This window comes from Paenibacillus sp. Soil522 (assembly GCF_001428245.1).
In the GTDB taxonomy this organism is placed as follows: domain Bacteria; phylum Bacillota; class Bacilli; order Paenibacillales; family Paenibacillaceae; genus Pristimantibacillus.
The window spans coordinates 33,759-52,775 of sequence record NZ_LMRV01000041.1 but is presented as its reverse complement, the minus strand read 5'-3'; the positions used below and the strand labels follow the sequence as shown (position 1 = coordinate 52,775).

Sequence of the window (19,017 nt, the reverse complement as noted above, 5' to 3'; positions counted from 1 at the left end):
ATTCCCCTTTGGGTATAAAATTAGGCGCAGCTAAATAAAACCAATTTTAGCTACGCCTGTTGTCTGTTAGTATTTAAATTCTTCTGTCTCTGCCTGAGCAATCAGTTCAGCTTGCTGGATTATGAGATCAATCGCCATTTTTTCTAGGTCTGGTGGATATCCATACTTTTTCAAAAGCCGTTTGACAGTAATCCGCATTTGGGCTCGAACATTCTCCCGTAGCGTCCAATCCACCTTTATATTGTTCTTAATAGCCTGAGTTAGTTCGTGAGCAATTTGTTTTAGAACCAGATCACCCATCAATTCCTTTGCAGCTTCGTTAGAGGCAAGTGCATCATAGAAGGCTACTTCTTCCTTGATAAGTCCAAGATCTTCGCCGCGCTTAACAGCAGCGTTCATCTCTTTCGCCATCTGGATAAGTTCTTCAATGACCTGCGTCGTTTCTATTGTACGGTTATTGTACTTGCGAACAGCTTCTTCGAGCATCTCAGAGAATTTCTTGGATTGCACAATACTGGTACGTGAAACAGCCTTCACCTTACCCTGAAGCAACCTTTTCAGTAACTCCACCGCAAGATTCTTCTGTTTCAGTCCACGCACATGCTCCAGAAATTCATTTGAAAGGATCGCGATGTTCGGTTTTTGCAACCCGACCGCTTCGAGAATATCAATAACTTCGTCGGACATAATCGATCTGGAGATCAGTTGATTTAACTCAGCGTCCAGTTCATTGGTCGTTTTCTTCTTGTTTTCCGTTGTAATTAATTTGACGATCCCCGATTTAACAGCCTTTAAGAAGCTAATTTCCAAGTTAACTTGTTCTGCAGCTTCTGTAGTTGCGCATAGAGCATACGCTTTCGCCAACTCCGTTGTCCAATTCACAAAATTACGTTTTCCTTGATCTCCGAGTCCAAGTATATAGTCCACAGTTTCAACGATCGCTTTCATCCGCTCAGAAGCTTTCTCTGAAGCAAATCTAGTAAAGTCGTGTCCGTGTAGCAGTTCTCGAATCAGCTGAAGTTTTTCTAGCATAAAGTCGACTGCTAGATCCGTATCGATTCCCGCAGTCTTACGATCATTTTCCGTGTATCGTTGGAGTGCCGCTTTCAACATGTCCGCAATTCCAATATAGTCCACGATTAGTCCGCCTGGCTTGTCACGAAACACCCGATTCACTCGGGCAATCGCCTGCATGAGATTGTGTCCCTTCATGGGTTTATCAATGTACATCGTGTTCATACTCGGCACGTCAAACCCCGTCAACCACATGTCACGAACAATTACGATCTCAAGCGGATCAATCATGTCTTTCATCCGTTTAGCCAAATGCTCCCTGCGGCGCTTCGTCCCAATATAAGGCTGCCATTCCGCTGGATCGCTGGAACTTCCTGTCATGACGATTTTGATTTTACCCTCGTTGTCGTCATCACTGTGCCAATCAGGGCGAAGCTCGATAATTTCTTTATACAAATCAATAGCAATACGACGCGACATAACAACAATCATGGCTTTACCAGACATAGCACCTTGACGTTGCTCGTAGTGATTTACCATATCCTTTGCAACTTGTTTGATCCGTTTCTCCGAACCAGCCAATGCTTCGAGCCGCGCCCATCTTGACTTCAGCTTTTCTTGCTGCGTATACTCTTGATACTCTGTAATTTCTTCGTATTCATTATCGATTATAGGTCGCTCCGTGTCCGACAACTCCAACCGCGCAATGCGGCTTTCATAGTATATCTTTACGGTTGTTCCATCCTCCACAGCTCGAGTCATGTCATAAACATCGATATAATCACCGAAGACAGCAGGCGTATTCTTATCGGTTAATTCAACCGGAGTTCCTGTATATCCGATGTAGGATGCATTCGGTAAAGCATCACGCATATATTTCGCATAACCATACTTAATGTTTGCCTCATCGTCCGATGCAACCATCTCTGCCTGAAAGCCATATTGACTGCGATGTGCTTCGTCCGCGATGACGATTACATTCCGACGATCAGTTAGTACAGGATACTTGGAGTCGCCTTCTTCCGGTGAGAACTTATGAACCGTCGTGAAAATAATCCCGCCCGACTCCACCGCCAACAACTGTTGTAAGTGTGTACGATTCTCGGCATGTTGAGGGGTTTGGCGGAGCAAGTCTTTCGACTTACTGAACGTAGCGTATAGTTGATCATCCAGATCGTTACGGTCTGTCACGACAACAATCGTTGGATTATCAAGCGTCAGCACCAGCTTTCCCGCATAGAAGACCATGGACAGGCTTTTACCGGAGCCTTGTGTATGCCATATGACACCGATCTTCCGATCACCTTCCTCCATCGTCGCTCTTTCCGTACAGGCTATCGCCTTGTTGGTGGCGTGATACTGGTGATAACCGGCTAAAATTTTGAAGAGATTCTCTCCGTCTGTCTGAAACAACACAAAATGCTTGATGATATCTAGTAGCCTGCTTTTCTCGAACATCCCTTTGATCAACACTTCAAGCTGAGGAAGGGAGGAGGAGGCCACATCTTCACCATCGATCGTCCGCCACATCATGAACCGTTCTTCATCTGCCGTCAAGGTTCCAACACGGGCATTAACACCATCACTGATGACCAAAAAGGAATTGTAGTTGAACAGGGAGGAGATCGCCTTTTTGTAAGTCTGGAACTGATTATACGCTTCACTAATTCCCACTTCTTCGTTGGAGGCACTCTTTAACTCCAAGACCGCAATAGGAAGGCCGTTGACAAAGACCACAACATCAGGTCGCTTATCGACTTGATTCTCGATAACAGTGAATTGATTTACGACCAAAAAGTCATTGTTTTCAATTTGGTTGGGGTGGGTATCGAATAGCCAAACCTTTTCAGTTGGATACTCACCGGTAGCCTTTTGATATTGTACATCAATACCATCGGTAATCATTTTCTGAAATGCCTTGTTGTTAATCATGAGACTGGGACTGCGCGGCATTTCGATAATGCGGATTGCTTCCTCGATGGCTTCCCGCGGTGTTTGCTTGTTGATGCGAATCAAAGCCTTCCGAAGGCGATCTTTAAGGATGACATCTTGATAATACTGCCTTTCGGGATATTCACCCTCTGGCGAGATTTCCGGGCCATAAGCTTTATCATAGTTCAGTTCTTCGAACCATTCCAACGTTGCCTGTTCTAGGTCGTTTTCCGTATAAGATCTGGTATTTAGAGCCATGAATTCACCGCCTTTATTTAGGATTGTTCAAGCGGTACTCGGATTCCACTAGACATGAGTTTAGTGATTAGGGAATCACGTATCTGAGCTAATTTAATATTTTCATCCGTATTGACTTCTATCAGATACCTAACGGGTCTTGTCAGATTTTCAAAAAGCTGTAATACCTCCTTTGGGGGTATAATTATTCTTAGCTTCATGATACCTTTTACATTTAAACTATCTAGTATGGTCCCACTATCGACTTTTTGATTAATCTCTTGCTTCATAACATCACTTAATAGATATTCAAGTAAGAAAGTAGGAGGGATTTGTTCCGGACGAACTGCAGTCATATTTCTTCCAATTGCGAACGTTTCACCAGCTGGTATTTGTGCAACGGCACCTACACGTCCTACGTTTGTTATGACGCAGTCACCCTCCTTTACTTCAATTCTACTAGTCCATAATTTATAGTCTTCCTCGCTAATCAAGTATTTCTTAGTTGTATCCAAGCAACCATTATCTTTTATGTTCCATACCTGAAGAAGTGTTCTACCTTTGGTTATGTCTTTTGGTTTTTTAGTATGTAGGCAATCAACAATTTGTGTCACCTCCGACAAAATTTGAACTCTCCAACCACTAGGAATCAATCCCAAATCACTGTCTTCAAACTCACCACCGCTAACCTTATACGGTTCTCCGTATTCATTAGGAAACTCAAAATCCACAAACCACCGTCTAAAGAGGGCTTGGGTCATTTCTTCAAGGTTTTTGTTGATGGCGTTGTTGAGTTCAATTTTTTTATCCAACAATCGAAGCATTTCTCCGACTGCCTGTTGATGCATTGAACTATGAATTAGATATTTAAAAGATTTTATATCATTTTGTGTAATACTCGCTTGGTTTGCACTTCCTTGAGCAGTACCGATAATATATTCTTTAAAAAAAACGGATTTAAGAAGATAGAATAAGTAGTTCTGATCTATGCCATTCTTAGCCCTTACTCTAACAGCGTTTTGATTCAACAATGAGTTATTCAGAACACTCGGTACTCTTACAACCTTTCCCACAACCGATGATGGGTTAGTTGGCCATGAACCTACAGTCGTAATAATAATATCGTTTTCTAATAATTCATATCGCTTATATTGATCAGCCTTTGATTCATCAATACATACACAACTTTCATTTTCAATCGAGTCCAAAGTTAAGTTTGACACTTTAATTATTTTTCTTCCACTCTTTTGAAAATCAGCTGATTTGAATGCATAGCCTTTTTGAAAATCAGCTATATGATCTAAAATAATTTCATTATTTTGATTAAAACTCAAATCCGATTCCCCCAAGCTTCTTACGAATTTCATCTTCTAGATGCCGTGACTTAGCAAATTGTTCAGCCAACTCTGCTGTCAGCCTAACCATTTTATCTTCAAACGGTTCACTGTCTTCTGCGGCATCTTCAAATCCAACATAACGACCTGGTGTCAAGATATATTCATGTTCTTGTACCTCTGTAAGCTTTACCGCTTTACAAAAGCCTTTTACATCCTCATACGTTTGGGCTTCATTTTGACACCGCCATGCATGATACGTATCCGAGATTTTTTTGATATCTTCGGAACTTAACTCGCGATGTGACCTGTCCACCATATGCCCCATTTTGCGGGCATCAATAAATAATATTTCTCCTCGACGATCACGTAGCCCTTTAGGTGTTTTGTTCTTGGCCATAAACCAAAGGCAAACTGGAATTTGCGTTGAATAGAACAACTGCCCCGGCAACGTGACAATGCAATCCACCAAATCGGCATTGACTATCTTGCTGCGAATCTCGAATTCAGCCGTTGTACTCGTGGACATCGACCCATTGGCCAATACGAAGCCTGCCACACCACTCGGAGCAAGCTTGTTCACCATGTGCTGGATCCATGCATAGTTGGCATTCCCGGCAGGAGGAATTCCATACTCCCAACGAGTATCGTCTGTAATTCTAGCGCCGCCCCAATCACTGATATTGAATGGGGGATTAGCCAGAATATAATCCGCCTTTAGGTTCTTGTGAAGATCATTATGAAACGTATCTGCATGGTGCTCACCCAGATTGCTGTCCAGACCACGGATCGCCAAGTTCATTTTGCACAGCTTCCATGTCGTCGGATTAGATTCTTGGCCGTATACCGCGATATCGCCAAGCCTACCTTGATGCTCTTCTACAAACTTCTCACTCTGAACGAACATCCCGCCCGAGCCGCAGCAAGGGTCATAGACCCGGCCTTTGAAAGGTTCGATCATCTCTACTAGCAACCGGACAACACTGTTCGGGGTGTAGAACTCGCCGCCGTTCTTGCCCTCCGCGCTGGCAAACTTACTTAGGAAGTATTCATACACCCGGCCGAGCACGTCTTTGGAACGACTATCTGCATCACCAACTTTAAAAGAGAACAAGTCAATGACTTCGCCGAGTCTCGTTTTATCCAGAGCCGGTCTGGCGTAGTCCTTCGGCAGTACACCTTTGAGCGACGGGTTTTCTTTCTCGATATCGATCATCGCTTGATCAATTATTTGACCGATTTCCGGTTTCTTTGCGTTTTTCTTAATGTTGCTCCAACGTGCATCCTTCGGTACCCAAAAGATATTCGCCGCAACGTATTCGTCCCGATCTTCAGGATCTGCATAAGGTTCATCTTGTAGCGCCTTGTGTTTTTCTTCAAAAGCATCCGATACGTATTTAAGAAAGAGCAACCCCAACGCCACGTGCTTATATTCCGCGGCGTCCATGCTGCCGCGCAGCTTATCTGCCATGCTCCATAATTTTTCTTCAAACCCCAGGTTTGCTGTTGCCATTCTCCTCAATTTCCTCCTCAGTATAGTTCATTGTAAAGTTTGTTCCTCACTTGTTCCCAGCGAGCCGTTGCATCACGTACAGCTGCTTTAAAGCGTTCCTTCTCCTCGACATATCGCTTAATCCGATCCATCTGTTCCTCTATAGAGAGGAGAGGTAATTCGATTTCCGCCACATCCGACGGGTTCAAATTCATAACCGTTGTGCCACGTTGAAAACTTTGTATAAGTGTCATTCCAACCGGGCTTTCCAGAAATATTTTTGCAAATCCGCTTAGGATCGATGACTTAAACCGAATGACGATGATGTTTGCAGAAGCAATGACCGTGCCCTCTGATTCCGGAAAAATGGCGAGCTTATTCACCGTACCGCGGCAGGCCATGACCAGATCACCTGGAAGTATCTCGTAGCGCTTGACTTTCCGTTCTTCCTCATCAATTGTTTCCAACTGTTTCAAGCTTATATCGCCGTCTTCCAAGTTGGAGATATTAAGCACCTTTATGTTCCCTGCTCTTAAATCCTGCTTGAGGATGGATTTCCCTCTGAAAATATCCGCAATATCCTGCAGCTTCACTTTAGGAACATGAGCTTGCTGGAAGGCACACAGCGTTTCCTGATCTTCATTCAGCAGCATATCAATTCGCCAATTATCGAGTTTACCGAAAGCGTCCGAATGGATCGTGATTTCTCCTTCTATTGCCAGTGACATCTTTTGCAGCTGTAACCGACCAAGAAGCACTTCTTCCGTTGGTGAATTTCCGAATTCTATCTGGTATGTCTTGACCGAAGTGTATGGCCGGAACAACCCATCCGGCAGCATATGTACGGATTGGACAGGGTACAACTCGTTCGTCTGTTCACGCCATTTCGCGATCCCCCCCGATTGAAACATCATTCGTGCGGGGAAAGTGACGCTAATTCTTCCTCCCTCTTGCAATAGTGGAAGAAGGTGATTGACCGCCACACCTTCTGAGTCTCTAATGGTTGTATCATCGTCTTCGACCATTTTCAAACCAAAGTTTGGAATGGTTAAGATGGCGTTGAATTTCTCAGTCAGAGGCAAAGGATGATAAATAGACCCTTGAATGACTTGCACGTTAGGATACGGTTCAAAATAGGTCTTCAGCAGTTTGGCGATAATGTAACTCTCTGTCAACAACGTGATCGTAAAAGATTGCTTGTATAATCGCGTTTCCACGAGTCCGCGTAGATATTTCTCCGTTTCCGTAATGAGAAGAGATCGGTAATTGTTGCGACTGCACATAGCTTCGAATCGTTCCATAATACCGGAATGAACGATGAAAACACCTGTAACACGATCTTGCTGAAGTGTCTGCAAGGCGTAATCCAATAAGTCAATGTCCTTGCCCGCTTGATACAACCTATAAAATAATTCCCGATCTCCGGGAAAGTGTCCTAACTCTCGCTTACCGATATGATCCTTCATCCAACGGAACAGCACTTCCGGCTCCAGGACCGTTGCATGCGCTGCTCCTTGCTGCTCCAACATCTTTCTCGTCTGTACAACCCTGACCGCTTCCCGAAGCAATTGATCCCGGGAGCTAATGTCATGGAGCAAGCAAATATTCCAGAACGTTTCAATCAATGTATCACCCTCTAGCCCTAGGAACTTACACCTAAATAATACCACACGAAATTCCAGTATTACAATACTAAAAATAAGAACTGCTTGTTTTCGGTTCTCTACTTTGTTATTTTTCCGACAAGTCGATACAGCCATTCCTTTACTGAACAGGAGTATTCCCTGCTTTGCTCGAGGCTGAACAAAACTGGCTTGGGCAGTTGATGAAAGATATTGAGGATGAGGTCATAACTGAACGGAAGGACGACCATTTAGTCTTGATTGTAAATTACAATCAACCAACCAAAGTCATATGGTTTTACAAAGAAAAGTTCTGCATAGCTTGGTCAATCATGTCATCTGTAATCCCAATATAACGCATGGTCACAGATTGGGATGAATGGCCAAAAATTTGTTGAAGCAGAGCCAAATCCTTATACTTCTGATAAAAGTGATAACCAAACGTCTTTCTCATGCTATGTGTCCCAATCGAATCCTGAATGCCGGCATCCCGCGCAGCAGCATTATAATATTCCAGGCTTGCACGCGGCTAATCGGTTTGTCACCATTCCGTGAAGGAAACAAATAATCCGAATCCCCCAGAGTACGGCAATACTTTTGGATTTCATTTCTAAGCGCATCCGTCATCAAAATGCGCCGGGTGTTACCAATGTCATTAAGTTAAGCCCAGAGACACCACCGGGAATAAAATGGAATCCGAAACGGCATGGGAAAAAGCCCTGTGCCGTTTGTTTTTTTGTGCAAGCAAGGAAAAAGCGTACAGCAAACAAAGCGGATGGAATATCCGCTTAAAAAATGTTCATGGGAACCGAATTATGCTACTCTGTAGACGAAGCTACCGTTATATTCAGAGATGCGTGAGGAAGTTTCCCCCCCATTATTCAGGTAGTGCTTTCTCATTTTATTAAAGACGAATAAGTGGCTTATAAATTGGAGACGATCGGTTCTGTGGCGTGTGTGAAAAGGGTGTTTCGCCCGTCAAAAGGAGGCCTAGATGAACGAAACAGCATTAGAGCTTCAGTTATTTGAGAACTTAAAGCCTGAGTTAACATCGTTCTGTTACAGAATGCTAGGATCCATCGATGACGCAGACGATGCTGTTCAGGAAACCTTTATTCGTGTTTGGCAAAGTTGGCATTCATTCAGGCAGGATTCCTCATTCAAAACATGGGTTTATCGTATTGCATCAAACTTATGCCTGGACAAGCTAAGACAAGCCAAACGCCGCACGCGTCCCGTTGACCTATCCGACCCAGCGGTACTCATCGTCGAACTCCGCGAAAAGTTTCCTGACTCAGCTTGGATTTGGCCTGCCCCTGATTTCTCGGGGAGTCCGGAAGATATTTTCATTCGCAAAGATACCCTTGAACTCTGTTTTATTACACTCTTACAGATCTTACCCCCCCGTCAACGTGCGGTTCTTATTTTGAAGGATGTATTCGAATGGTCCTCCAAACAGATCGCAGAAACTTTAGGAATATCGCCGGCAGCGGTTAACAGCGCCCTGCAAAGAGCCAGAGAAACGATGGACCGAGCGAAACTTCATTCTAACGAGTTTAGCATGATGGATGTCGAACCTGATCGTGAGCTGCTATCACGGTATGTGGAAGCCTTCGAACAATTTGATATCAATGCGCTGGTAGCGTTGTTTCATGAGGAAGGCCGTCTGTCAATGCCGCCTTTCGCAATGTGGGTACGCGGCAAAGACGATTTGTTCAAGTTTTTTGCGCTTACACGCTGGCATTGTGAGGGATCCCGGTTTTTGCCGATTACGGCGAATGGGGGTTATCCTGCTTTCGCACAGTATGTGCCAAGCGGTGAAGACTCCTACTTGGTACCCTGGGGTATTCACATTATTGAAATAAAGGACAAGCAAATATACCACGTCCAAAATTTCATTAATACAAAATTATTTTCCCGATTTGGGCTTCCTGCACAAATACACCGATGAATATCGTAATCTAATTTCGTCTAAATAAATGAGAAACAAAATTACGATTATCAAAGATAGAAAGGACGATAGTTCATGCGTAAAATCATTCTATTCATTCACAGTACTTTTAATGGAGTTGTCACTGGCGACCCAAGCGAGGACAAAACCAACTGGGGGGTCTGGAGAAATAGCGCTGGCATTGAGGAAGGTTCTCAGTATCTATTAAATATTTTCGAGACAGCTGATACCATTTTGCTTGGCCGCGGAACCTACGAAGACCTCTCTAGAAAGTGGCCGACTATTCGAGGGTCCAAACGGGACGATGGAGGTTCAAGCCTGGGTGATAAGATAAACAACGCCCACAAACTAGTTGTAACAAGCGCCCGCCCGCTCGACAAGCTAAAATGGGGAGAATTTGAAGCTCCAAAACAATTGACCGGCAGTAATATAGAAGAGCAAATTAAGGACCTAAAAAATGGTGACGGTGGCGACATTGTTATTTTCGGTAGTCCAACGCTCGTGCGATCACTTGCAAACGCAAATCTTATTGACGAATATCAGATAGTCATGCACCCGGTTGTGGTCAACGTAGGTGAGCATTTGTTTGACAATCTTAAGGAGCAGAAGGAATTCCATCTCGTGGACGTCAAAACACTTAAGGTTGGTTCCCTCTTGGTAACCTACAGACCCGCTAAAGCTTAGCTCAACCGGGCAGATCATTACTGTCAACACAAACAGCTACCCAGTTGATAAAGTGCAATGGACCGTCTGTTAACACAGTACGCCGACAGGCAGCTCACCTTGACTACCTACGAAGGAACCTTTGATCAAAAACACGAACATACGCCCAGTGAGTGATCGCGCATGCTATGAAAAAGATTGATGTTATGTTGTTGCAAGCTTTAGCCTTTAGGCATAGTCGTATCCAAAATGGCCAGGAAGCACATATAGTTAACCCTTCAACGTGTTCAACTAATGATTCGGGGATGGTTTTGGCACTATATAGGTCGAAGACGTCCTGCCAAGTTTTAATGGTTCGCATGTAATCCCTCCTAAAAAAAAATGACCCCCTCGAAAAGCGGGTGTTACCGGTCTTTTTCTCCCTCACCTTGAGATGCGTGGCCGACTTCACATCCCACACCCGCAGCGGCAAAATGTCGCCGATCCTAAGGCCTGAATTAATCCCCATAAAAAATAAAAAATAGTCCCGGTAAGACCGATGTATTAGCAGTTCTTTAATCAAACGGATCTTCTCCAGATCACGGATTGGCTGAACGGTATTTGCTCCTTGTGATGGTCTCAGCGGTAACCCTCCTCTCACCCGAAATGTTAAGCTAAATTAAACAAAAGAATCAAAATGTTAAGTACAAGTTTTTATTGGATTCGAAAATAAATAAAAAATGCTTACTGGAAGCCATCTTTACGGCTACTCGTAAGCATTTCTCCAATTTAACAGATTGGTCATTTTGTTAATTTCATTCTTCAACCGGTGTTTCCGATCTATACTAGCTGTAATTCACCTGAACACAAAAAAAGGTCCCGAAGATATTTTCCCACGGAACTTTTTTACCGATGCTTTGTCGCGCTTCCCTTAACATACGAAATCCGCGTTTTGTTGTTCGGACCCCTTAGTTTCGCCCGCTCATAGATGGTCATCTCCGTCAGAAGATCCGATCCTCTATTGGATTCAGGTGAACGGAATCGCGGTGAAACGTCGTTCCGTATAAATGGCCCTGGGAGATACCCCCAGGGCCGGGTTAAAGAATGGAGATTTAGTCAATGATTATTGCAAACCACGCAGTGCAAGTCAGATTTGTTTTCAAACCGAAGTATGTCTCCACTCCAAGATGACTTCCGACGCTTTGGAGGCTCCTCCTGCCTCGCGAAAGGATGCGCCAATCGCCTCGGCCTGCAGTTTATAGGAATGGTCGGCGAGCAGGATTTCGGCCGTTTCGCGCAGAAGAGCCGGCGAAAGCTCGCCGAGATCGAGTGTAATCCCTGCCCGCAGCTCAGATACCCTCCGGGCTACCATAGGCTGATCAGCTGATACCGGAATGACAGCTAGCGGAGTGCCATAGTAAAGCCCTTCGCTCGTACTGTTCATTCCTCCGTGAGTAAAGAACACGTCGGCATGCTGAAGTACATCCAACTGCGGCACGTAGTTTTTCACGATAAAATTATCCGGAATGGATGAAAACTCGCTCAAATTGGTATTTTTTCCGATGGACATCACGATTGCCGCATCGAGGTCTTTAAGCGCATCAAAACACATTTCATAGAAATGCTTCTGCTGATTGAATACCGTACCCATCGAGATATAAACGACTTTGCGCCCTTTTAAATCCTCTAAGGGAAACTCGGGAGCGCCTTTACGAGGTGCAATGGATGGACCGACGAAGTGATATGAACCGTCGAAGGACTCTGAATTCGGTTGGAAGTGTGTCGAGGTGTAGACGACGGTCATGTCGACAGGGTGGCAGAAGAAACCGCTCGGCTTCTTTAGGAAACTGAGGTCCAAGTTATGCTCTGATTTGATAAGCTGTACCCATTCATCCATCATGCGGGTTACTTCATCGAGCTTATCCGGCGGAACCATTTTTTTCATCGGGCTTTCGAAATCAGCATGAAGGGCGAAAGATGTGCATGAAGCGATCTTCGGCAGTCCTAACTTTTCCGCTACCATCCAACCCGCCAGGCACATATGGTCATTGATCACATAATCGTACTTTTCGTTTTGAACTTGAGGCAGGATCGTCAGATACAGCTCATGAGATTTCCTCAGCATGATGTCCATGAACTTGAAGAGATCCGAACCGGGTCTTTCCGATCCTGCACCGTTCTTGAGAAGCTCCTTCTCAAGAAAATCCTCATACGTTCTGACGTCAGCTCCGACTCCTTCCAATCGCTCCCTGAACTTTTCCACACAATAATAAGTAACTTCTTCTCCTCTGCTCGTCAGCTCCTTCACAAGGCCTACAGTCGGGTTTACATGTCCCTCTGCGGGAAAGTTAATGAACAGTACTTTTCCCATGGTTAATCACTCCTTTCCACTCCATGGTAATATAAGGAAGATGATGGAGTCAAAACAAGGCTACTCACATTGAGGGATATAGTGGCTTGGTTGTGACAAAACTGTTACATAGGTCGGGCATAGTTTGAAGATTGTGATAACACACTCCATCCCGAAGCAATTCCACTAAGATCCCTTCATAAATCATGTTCCACGTTCCCAATCTTGCCAGCACTGACTTTGTTGAAGTTTAACTCCCCTATCTTAACTTAATTTTCTTTTTCTTATTTGTCGGCTGTTATTTCTGGCCTTATACTGCTTGATTGCATCCGTATAACAGTATTTAAAATAGCCTACCGGGTTTTTCATCTCGATTTTCATAACAACTCCAGCAGGGGGCATAATCTCACACGCACGGGAAAAGAACAGATCACAAGCAATACTAACGACTTCCGGATCGAGCTGCTGCGGGAACTGGTTGATTAGCATCGTATAGATTTCTTCAATTTGACTTTGACTTACAGACAGATTGTTGTAGATGTAACAGGTTCCCGGCGCATGTTTTAATAATGCTTCAAAGATGAGATCCAGTTTTTCTTCTTCAGAATGATTCACCGGAAGGGGATTTTCAATAGCAACAGCGATTTCCGCCGAAGCGCTCAAATAATCAAATACTTTTTTAGAACTGATACTGTTAGAACTAATACTGTTAGTACCCTGTTTTTCCGTGCTCGGAATCTCCGTGCTCGAAAATTTAGGGTATGGTTTTTCCGTACCCGAAAATTTAGGGTACGGCTCAGAATCAACTATCTTGCGTTCTGGCACTGCTTCTATGTAATAAATGTTATTGTCGAACTTATTGCCTTCCGCTCTAGTCTTTTCAATGGATATATAGCCGGCCTCAACCAATTCCTTGCGATACTTATAAAAAGTATCCTCTGATTTGATCGCTAGTTCCTCTCTCATAAGAGACACACCGGGGAATGCAGTTCTTTTTCCGTCTTTGCCCGACCCAGCAAAGGAACATAGATAAGCGTATATTGCTTTCGCTGTAGGGTTGATGTTTTTGTCTCTCATGACTCGTTGAGCAAGGAGGCCATAACCCTCCTCATAAATTGTTCCTCTAAATTGAATCACTGTATCATGCATAAAAAACTCCTCCTATAACTAGGAAGAAGTCTGCCCTTGCCCATTCAGCTCTGACCATGATAAAATGAGATACACAAAGTACCTATAGCTGAATAGGGCAGACTGCCCCCATATGTTTTTAACGAAAGAACGCTATGTCCGGCCAAAGACAATGGAGCGTTCTTTTCGTTTTGTTAAGGTTTATTTTTAGCATAGGCCATTAAATATTAATCTACTAGATGAATATTTAATGGCCCTTATTTAACAGTTGGTACACCTCCGTTAAAGAAATACCAATCGTCAATCTTAGAAACACCAAAGATAAAATTGATCTGGCCATCAGCACTTATAACTTGAATAAGTACTTGTCCGCCATCCATTTTTTCTGTGAATGTAAAATCCTTTAGATCGCGATTCTCAAATAGTTGACTGAAAGTGTTAATGTAATGTTGTGGGTCAAGCGCATCAATGTCGTTTGCAACTACGCTCTCAATCAGGGATGCATCTTTTGAGATCAATCCTTGAACTACTCTCTTTGCGACTTCTGTCTTTGAAGTTATTTTCTCCTTCCCTTCGATAAGAGAAGCCGTTAAAACATCAATTGGCGCTTCGGTTTCTTCTGCCGACACGGGTGTGCCCTCTCCTTTGTTCCCGCAGCCGCTCACAACCAAGGCTAGCACAAGGCAACAAGTCACAAGCCACGTTTTCACACTCATCCTCCACCTCTCATCGCTTTTAATTGCACAGTATGATTGGTTTCGTCATACAACAGTTCATATCCTGCATTTTCCAAGACGACACGAATCGGTATCCAGCCTTTCTGCATTTCCTCGGTAACAGCTGGCTCCAACGGCAGGCTCACTCCGTCGATCCGAATGCTCGGCAGCTCTCCACTGGCGTAAACCTGCACCTCTTTACCCTGCTGACTAGCAGCTTGAATGGCGATTTCAACCTTACTGCTGGAGGCATCTGGATTCATACTCAACGATTTCAAGACACCGGGGAAGGCTTGGAAAGCCGATGGCTCCATATAAAACGTACCGCCTTGAATTTTGCCGTGAATCTGCTGCTCCGGATCGGTGTTCCCTCCCTCGATTTCAAAGATGCTGCATGTGGGGCAAACCGGGGTCGTGATGGGCGTCAGATCAAGCACCATTTCCCCAAGCTGCTCCAGCTGCGGAGCAGGAGCAACAGCCGGTATGGGTTGTATAACATGCTGTTCTGCTCCCTTATTGTTTAACAGCATATACGCAATCGGAATGCTCATGATGGCTATGATGCCGCCTGCAATCGCGAGTATCTTCATCCCGGATCGGCGGTCCTTGGCTTGTTTCTCTTCGCGGAATATCGAATCATCGTTCAGATAATGCCACCGTGAAGCATTCCCATAGTTGTAGAAAAGTTTCATTTGCCTTTGAATCGCCTCGGATACTTCAGCCCTTGCCTCTTCTTCTCGATCCACTTCAGGCGTAAGAATGTCCCACACACCCAGATTGACCAGCGTTGATATCACCGGGTCACCCGGTTTCCTGCCAGACGCCAGCACGATGATTCGGGCATTGCTCCGGAGACGGAAGATTCGGACACCGCGAATGAGGGCTTCTTTTGTTGTGCAGGTGACATCAACAATGAAGTAGCGAAGGGAAATTTGACTGGCCCCCTTACAAAACTCCAAGAATTCGTCAGTTCTGAACTCGCCTACTCGCTCAAAAAGAATAGGTTCTTCATCTGTCGCTGCTTGGATGGCCTGTGCATAGGCCGGGCTTGCAATAATGCCTAACATGCGTCTCACCTTCCCCCAATTGAATAATAATTAACGGTATTTACAATTGATGATATAGAAATTGAAGTGTGGCCAGCAGCTGCATAACGCTATCCCCGGAGTTCGTTTAATTTGTCATCTAGGTATACCCATAAGAAACCACCAGCGATAAAAATGGAAAGTCCTAACAATAAGATGAAAAAGGTTTTAACATATCCGGCCAGAAGAGTAGTGATGAGAGCGCCGACAAAGAATAAACAAGATTGGTTTACCTTTTTGGTTATAAAACTGTCAATACCACTCGGCATAGACTTTAACCTCACCCAGAAAAACAGTCGAATGGTTGTAACCAGTAACAACAAGACCAAATAGATGGTTTGGTGGTGGACACTAAAAACCAAACCGCCAATGAGCGTAATAAAAAGAATGCAAAATGGGATAAATTCATAATCGGGCTCAAGCAAGAGTTTATTGTAACGACGTTGAGAAATACCAAGGATTTCTGCCAGTTTTTTTGGTGAAAGATAAACATTTGGATGCTGCTTTATGGTCTCAAATCGCAAACGATCAAAATCCTTCCGTCTTTTTTTCTGTCTTGGGAAAAAGAATTTGGAGCCAAACACTCCTGCAGAATAAAACCATAATAGGAATGCAAAAGCGACCAACAGAATCAACAAGATGTTCACCGCACATCATCCCTCCCCTAATAAAACATCATCGGATTAACGGGTTCACCATTAATCCGGACTTCGAAATGCAAATGCGGCCCTGTACTCCGTCCAGTGCTTCCGACTTCCCCAATCTTTTCACCAGCCGGCACGTACATGCCAGCCGTAACGTCAAAGGCGCTGAGGTGATAGTACCGGGTTTCCTCGCTCCCGTGCTGAATAATGATGGTATTACCAGCAGTGCCCCAGTCCTCTTCCGCCAAGGTCACAACGCCGGATTTAGCAGCAAGCACATCATGCCCTTTTGGAGCGCCGATATCGATCCCGTCATGGAAACTATGTTCGCCAGTCACAGGATGGACACGCAAACCAAAAGTCGACGTCAATCTATAAATGCCAGGAACGGGCCACAAGAACTCTCCGGGCGGGATGGGCCCTATCGGACCGGTTTGCCCGTCATCCATAACAGAAGCCCAATCCAGCACGGTATACCGCAAAACATCCTCCTGCTGCGTTTCGGTTAACAATCCCTTCTCAATCAAAAGACCAATGACCTCATGCAAGGATCGTTCATAATACACCGTTTGCTCATAGGAGCAATCGTACTCCTCTTCTCGGGTGATAGGTTTCCCTTTCTTGTCGGTCTCGGTTACGGTTTTTGTACACGTTTTCTCGACCCATTTTTTCTCTTCCCGTACAAAGTATTTTGCGCTTCGGTAGGCGCCGCTAGCGCTTGATTTGCTGAAATCCTGACCTAACAAAACCGCGTCGATGGCCATCACTTCTTGCCAAGAGACGGAAATCCCAAAGTCCGTCTGTACGCGCCCGGCCGCACTCTTGTAATATGTCATGTGTCCCTGCTCTGCATCTGCCAGCGGAATGTGCAAGAAGATGAGCAAGGGAGCTGTAAACAGCAATAGAAATGCCGCGAGAAGAAAGATAATGGCATAAATCAGCACCTTGGCCAGCTTATCTTTTGGAATAAGAGCAACAATCCATGTCGGCATGACTACCTGCCTCCGGCCTTACCGAACAATTCCAATTCAAAATGTGAAACGTCAATTTTGAGATGCAGCCTGCGGTTCCCGGCCACAAAGAGGGCTTCCCCTCGCTTTCCTTCCGTTAGCGTCTGGATTTCCTTTTCACTGAGGCTCATGAGCTTGGAAAGCGCCTCGATGTCTTTGTCACCCTGTCCCATGATGAGCTTGTAAACCGGATTGTCGATGAGCGCCTGCCCGTACCGCTGGACAGCCGGGTCCATAAAATCGACCATGTTGTGCGTGATAACCATTAGTCCACCCTCGTACTTCCGGATGCGTTTGCTTGTATTCCGGAGGAATTGGAGCGCTTGTGGGGTTTCTGGATCGACGAGTAGATATGCTTCATCAACAGCCAGTAGCACCTTTTGCGTCCGATCCTCTGCGATTTTGCTCCATGCCCAGCTTAGTACGTTAAAGAATTGCGCCCTCCGTACGGTATCGTCTGCCTCAAGCAACTGGTGAATGTCAAGAACCACAAAATCCGAGTCGGCTTCAATAGTGGTATGGCCCGACCAAAGCGCCTGATCCGCTCCGATAGCCGCTGAACGAAGACGTGAGGCAAGTAGCTTCCATTCCGGTGCTGCCTGGTCTTGCTCGGACTGCTGAACCAGATAGAAATACAAATCCGGAATGGTTGGCCATCCATTTTGTGCGACTGCAGCTGGATCGGTTTCCCACGTGATTCCTTTGTCTCTATAGACATCCTCCATCGCCTGTTCTAAATAGCCTTCTTCCAGACGGGTCATGTCTTTAAAGTACAGCCGGAAAAAGGAACGGAGAGTTTGGAAGTGTAAGGCCAGTGGCCCCCGCGTTCGGATATGGCCGTAAAGAGGCTCCTCTTCCTCTTCTTCATCCATCGGCACAACACGAACTTGCAAGGGATTAATGCGGCCCTTTACGCCGCCGCCGCAGTCGATCCAGTCCCCGTTTAAGTTTTGGCATAACTCTTTGTACTCGCTCTCTGGATCGAGGATGATGATTTTGGTCCCTTGAGTAAATTCAGACAGCAAAATCTTTTTGACGGCAGTTGATTTACCTACGCCGGGCCTGCCCATGACCGTCATGTTCGTGTTCGTTCGGCTGGAATCCCGCATCCAAAAATCACATACGACGATCCCGCCGGCTTTATCAGTGCCTAGAAGAGTACCTTTCCCATCGTTAAGCCCAGAGTAAACAAAGGGGTAGGAGGCTGCAATTGTCTCTACCGGCATATTCCGTGCACCAAGCGCCTCAATCTGGCTCTCCAGTATGCCCCATGGTCCAGCGGACCGAAGCCCCTGTTCTTGTTGGAAAATCGGGGTTCGTCCACGCATGCCCGATACAGCAAGGGCGGATTCGATCTGCTTTGTTCGTTGGTTGAGTACGTCGACATCATCCGCGCTGATGAGCAGCACAACCGTCAGAATAAAAACCTTTTGCTGCTCGTTGTCGATCTTTTTGAGTAAATGTTTCGCATCCTCATACTGCTGCTCGGTCCGCTGCATTAGTACGGGGTTCCCTCCGTTATTGAGTTTGCTGTGAAGTTCATTCATGGTTCGTTTTATCTGTTCAATCAGGTCGTACGGATCGGTGGGAGCCGAGTGGATCGAAACGACAACACCAGGCATCGTTGCGATCCGCGATAACCAGGCATCACCCACACGCTGCGGATAATCGGTAATAACCATCACACGTTGCAGCAGCTCTCCATTCTGGATTGTTTTATTGTTAAACTGGAGGACATCCGGACTGATGAGATCAAGCAGACCCGAGAAGGCTGGCGCGACAATGGCGGGCAGCTTCTTCGGCCTTGCATCCGGAATGGCCGGGTTTGCGGCCTGTGGCAAAGCGATGGTTTTCTCCACC

General features: G+C 45.2%; 14 protein-coding genes. 2 read left to right on the top strand and 12 right to left on the bottom strand.

The window, feature by feature from the left end; translation table 11 throughout:
• Positions 1-66 precede the first annotated feature (66 nt).
• The 5 genes from ASG81_RS12925 to ASG81_RS32760 form a co-directional block, all read right to left on the bottom strand.
• Positions 67-3,204 carry a type I restriction endonuclease subunit R gene (locus tag ASG81_RS12925; protein WP_056634485.1) on the bottom strand — a complete coding sequence of 1,046 codons (3,138 nt, stop codon included), beginning with the start codon at positions 3,202-3,204 and terminating at the stop codon, positions 67-69.
• 17 nt (positions 3,205-3,221) lie between these two features.
• Positions 3,222-4,517: a restriction endonuclease subunit S gene (locus ASG81_RS12920; RefSeq protein WP_056634482.1), complete on the bottom strand. Its 1,296-nt coding sequence runs from the start codon at positions 4,515-4,517 to the stop codon at positions 3,222-3,224.
• The gene (locus ASG81_RS12915) at positions 4,507-6,030 is read right to left on the bottom strand and encodes a class I SAM-dependent DNA methyltransferase (protein ID WP_056634479.1); all 1,524 of its coding nucleotides are present in this window, start codon (positions 6,028-6,030) and stop codon (positions 4,507-4,509) included. Before ASG81_RS12915 ends, ASG81_RS12920 begins: the two co-directional genes overlap by 11 nt.
• A 17-nt stretch (positions 6,031-6,047) precedes the next feature.
• The gene (locus ASG81_RS32055) at positions 6,048-7,634 is read right to left on the bottom strand and encodes a restriction endonuclease subunit S (RefSeq protein WP_056634476.1); all 1,587 of its coding nucleotides are present in this window, start codon (positions 7,632-7,634) and stop codon (positions 6,048-6,050) included.
• A 295-nt stretch (positions 7,635-7,929) separates the two neighbouring features.
• The gene (locus ASG81_RS32760; protein ID WP_327205167.1) at positions 7,930-8,100 is read right to left on the bottom strand and encodes a tyrosine-type recombinase/integrase; all 171 of its coding nucleotides are present in this window, start codon (positions 8,098-8,100) and stop codon (positions 7,930-7,932) included.
• A 525-nt stretch (positions 8,101-8,625) separates the two neighbouring features.
• Here ASG81_RS32760 and ASG81_RS12900 point away from each other — a divergent pair.
• The gene (locus tag ASG81_RS12900; protein WP_056634469.1) at positions 8,626-9,582 is read left to right on the top strand and encodes a sigma-70 family RNA polymerase sigma factor; all 957 of its coding nucleotides are present in this window, start codon (positions 8,626-8,628) and stop codon (positions 9,580-9,582) included.
• A gap of 75 nt (positions 9,583-9,657) precedes the next feature.
• Positions 9,658-10,266, top strand: a complete 609-nt coding sequence (locus tag ASG81_RS12895; protein WP_056634466.1) for a dihydrofolate reductase family protein — start codon at positions 9,658-9,660, stop codon at positions 10,264-10,266.
• Positions 10,267-11,383: 1,117 nt separating this feature from the next.
• On the opposite strand, the gene ASG81_RS12885 is transcribed toward ASG81_RS12895, so the two are convergent.
• From ASG81_RS12885 to ASG81_RS12855, 7 genes are all read right to left on the bottom strand, one after another.
• Positions 11,384-12,595, bottom strand: a complete 1,212-nt coding sequence (locus tag ASG81_RS12885; RefSeq protein WP_056634463.1) for a macrolide family glycosyltransferase — start codon at positions 12,593-12,595, stop codon at positions 11,384-11,386.
• A gap of 243 nt (positions 12,596-12,838) precedes the next feature.
• Positions 12,839-13,723, bottom strand: a complete 885-nt coding sequence (locus tag ASG81_RS12880) for a helix-turn-helix domain-containing protein (protein WP_056634460.1) — start codon at positions 13,721-13,723, stop codon at positions 12,839-12,841.
• Between the two features lie 236 nt (positions 13,724-13,959).
• Entirely contained in the window at positions 13,960-14,331 is a 372-nt protein-coding gene (locus ASG81_RS12875) for a hypothetical protein (RefSeq protein WP_155971484.1), read from the bottom strand.
• Positions 14,332-14,414: 83 nt separating this feature from the next.
• A complete protein-coding gene (locus ASG81_RS12870) occupies positions 14,415-15,485 on the bottom strand; it encodes a hypothetical protein (protein WP_056634454.1) in 1,071 nt (356 codons plus the stop codon).
• Between the two features lie 89 nt (positions 15,486-15,574).
• Positions 15,575-16,150, bottom strand: coding sequence for a hypothetical protein (locus ASG81_RS12865; RefSeq protein ID WP_056634451.1), 576 nt, complete (start codon positions 16,148-16,150; stop codon positions 15,575-15,577).
• Positions 16,151-16,167: 17 nt separating this feature from the next.
• Complete coding sequence (locus ASG81_RS33685; protein ID WP_056634448.1) at positions 16,168-17,139, bottom strand: M23 family metallopeptidase; 972 nt, start codon at positions 17,137-17,139, stop codon at positions 16,168-16,170.
• 2 nt (positions 17,140-17,141) lie between these two features.
• Positions 17,142-19,016, bottom strand: a complete 1,875-nt coding sequence (locus tag ASG81_RS12855) for a VirB4 family type IV secretion system protein (RefSeq protein ID WP_235548853.1) — start codon at positions 19,014-19,016, stop codon at positions 17,142-17,144.
• Between the last annotated feature and the right edge of the window lies 1 nt (position 19,017).

Coding starts and splice junctions, on each gene's coding strand:
- ASG81_RS12925 (WP_056634485.1), bottom strand. CDS start 3,204: ATGGCTCTAAATACCAGATCTTATACGGAAAACGACCTAGAACAGGCA.
- ASG81_RS12915 (WP_056634479.1), bottom strand. CDS start 6,030: ATGGCAACAGCAAACCTGGGGTTTGAAGAAAAATTATGGAGCATGGCA.
- ASG81_RS12900 (WP_056634469.1), top strand. CDS start 8,626: ATGAACGAAACAGCATTAGAGCTTCAGTTATTTGAGAACTTAAAGCCT.
- ASG81_RS12895 (WP_056634466.1), top strand. CDS start 9,658: ATGCGTAAAATCATTCTATTCATTCACAGTACTTTTAATGGAGTTGTC.
- ASG81_RS12885 (WP_056634463.1), bottom strand. CDS start 12,595: ATGGGAAAAGTACTGTTCATTAACTTTCCCGCAGAGGGACATGTAAAC.
- ASG81_RS12880 (WP_056634460.1), bottom strand. CDS start 13,723: ATGCATGATACAGTGATTCAATTTAGAGGAACAATTTATGAGGAGGGT.
- ASG81_RS12870 (WP_056634454.1), bottom strand. CDS start 15,485: ATGTTAGGCATTATTGCAAGCCCGGCCTATGCACAGGCCATCCAAGCA.
- ASG81_RS33685 (WP_056634448.1), bottom strand. CDS start 17,139: ATGCCGACATGGATTGTTGCTCTTATTCCAAAAGATAAGCTGGCCAAG.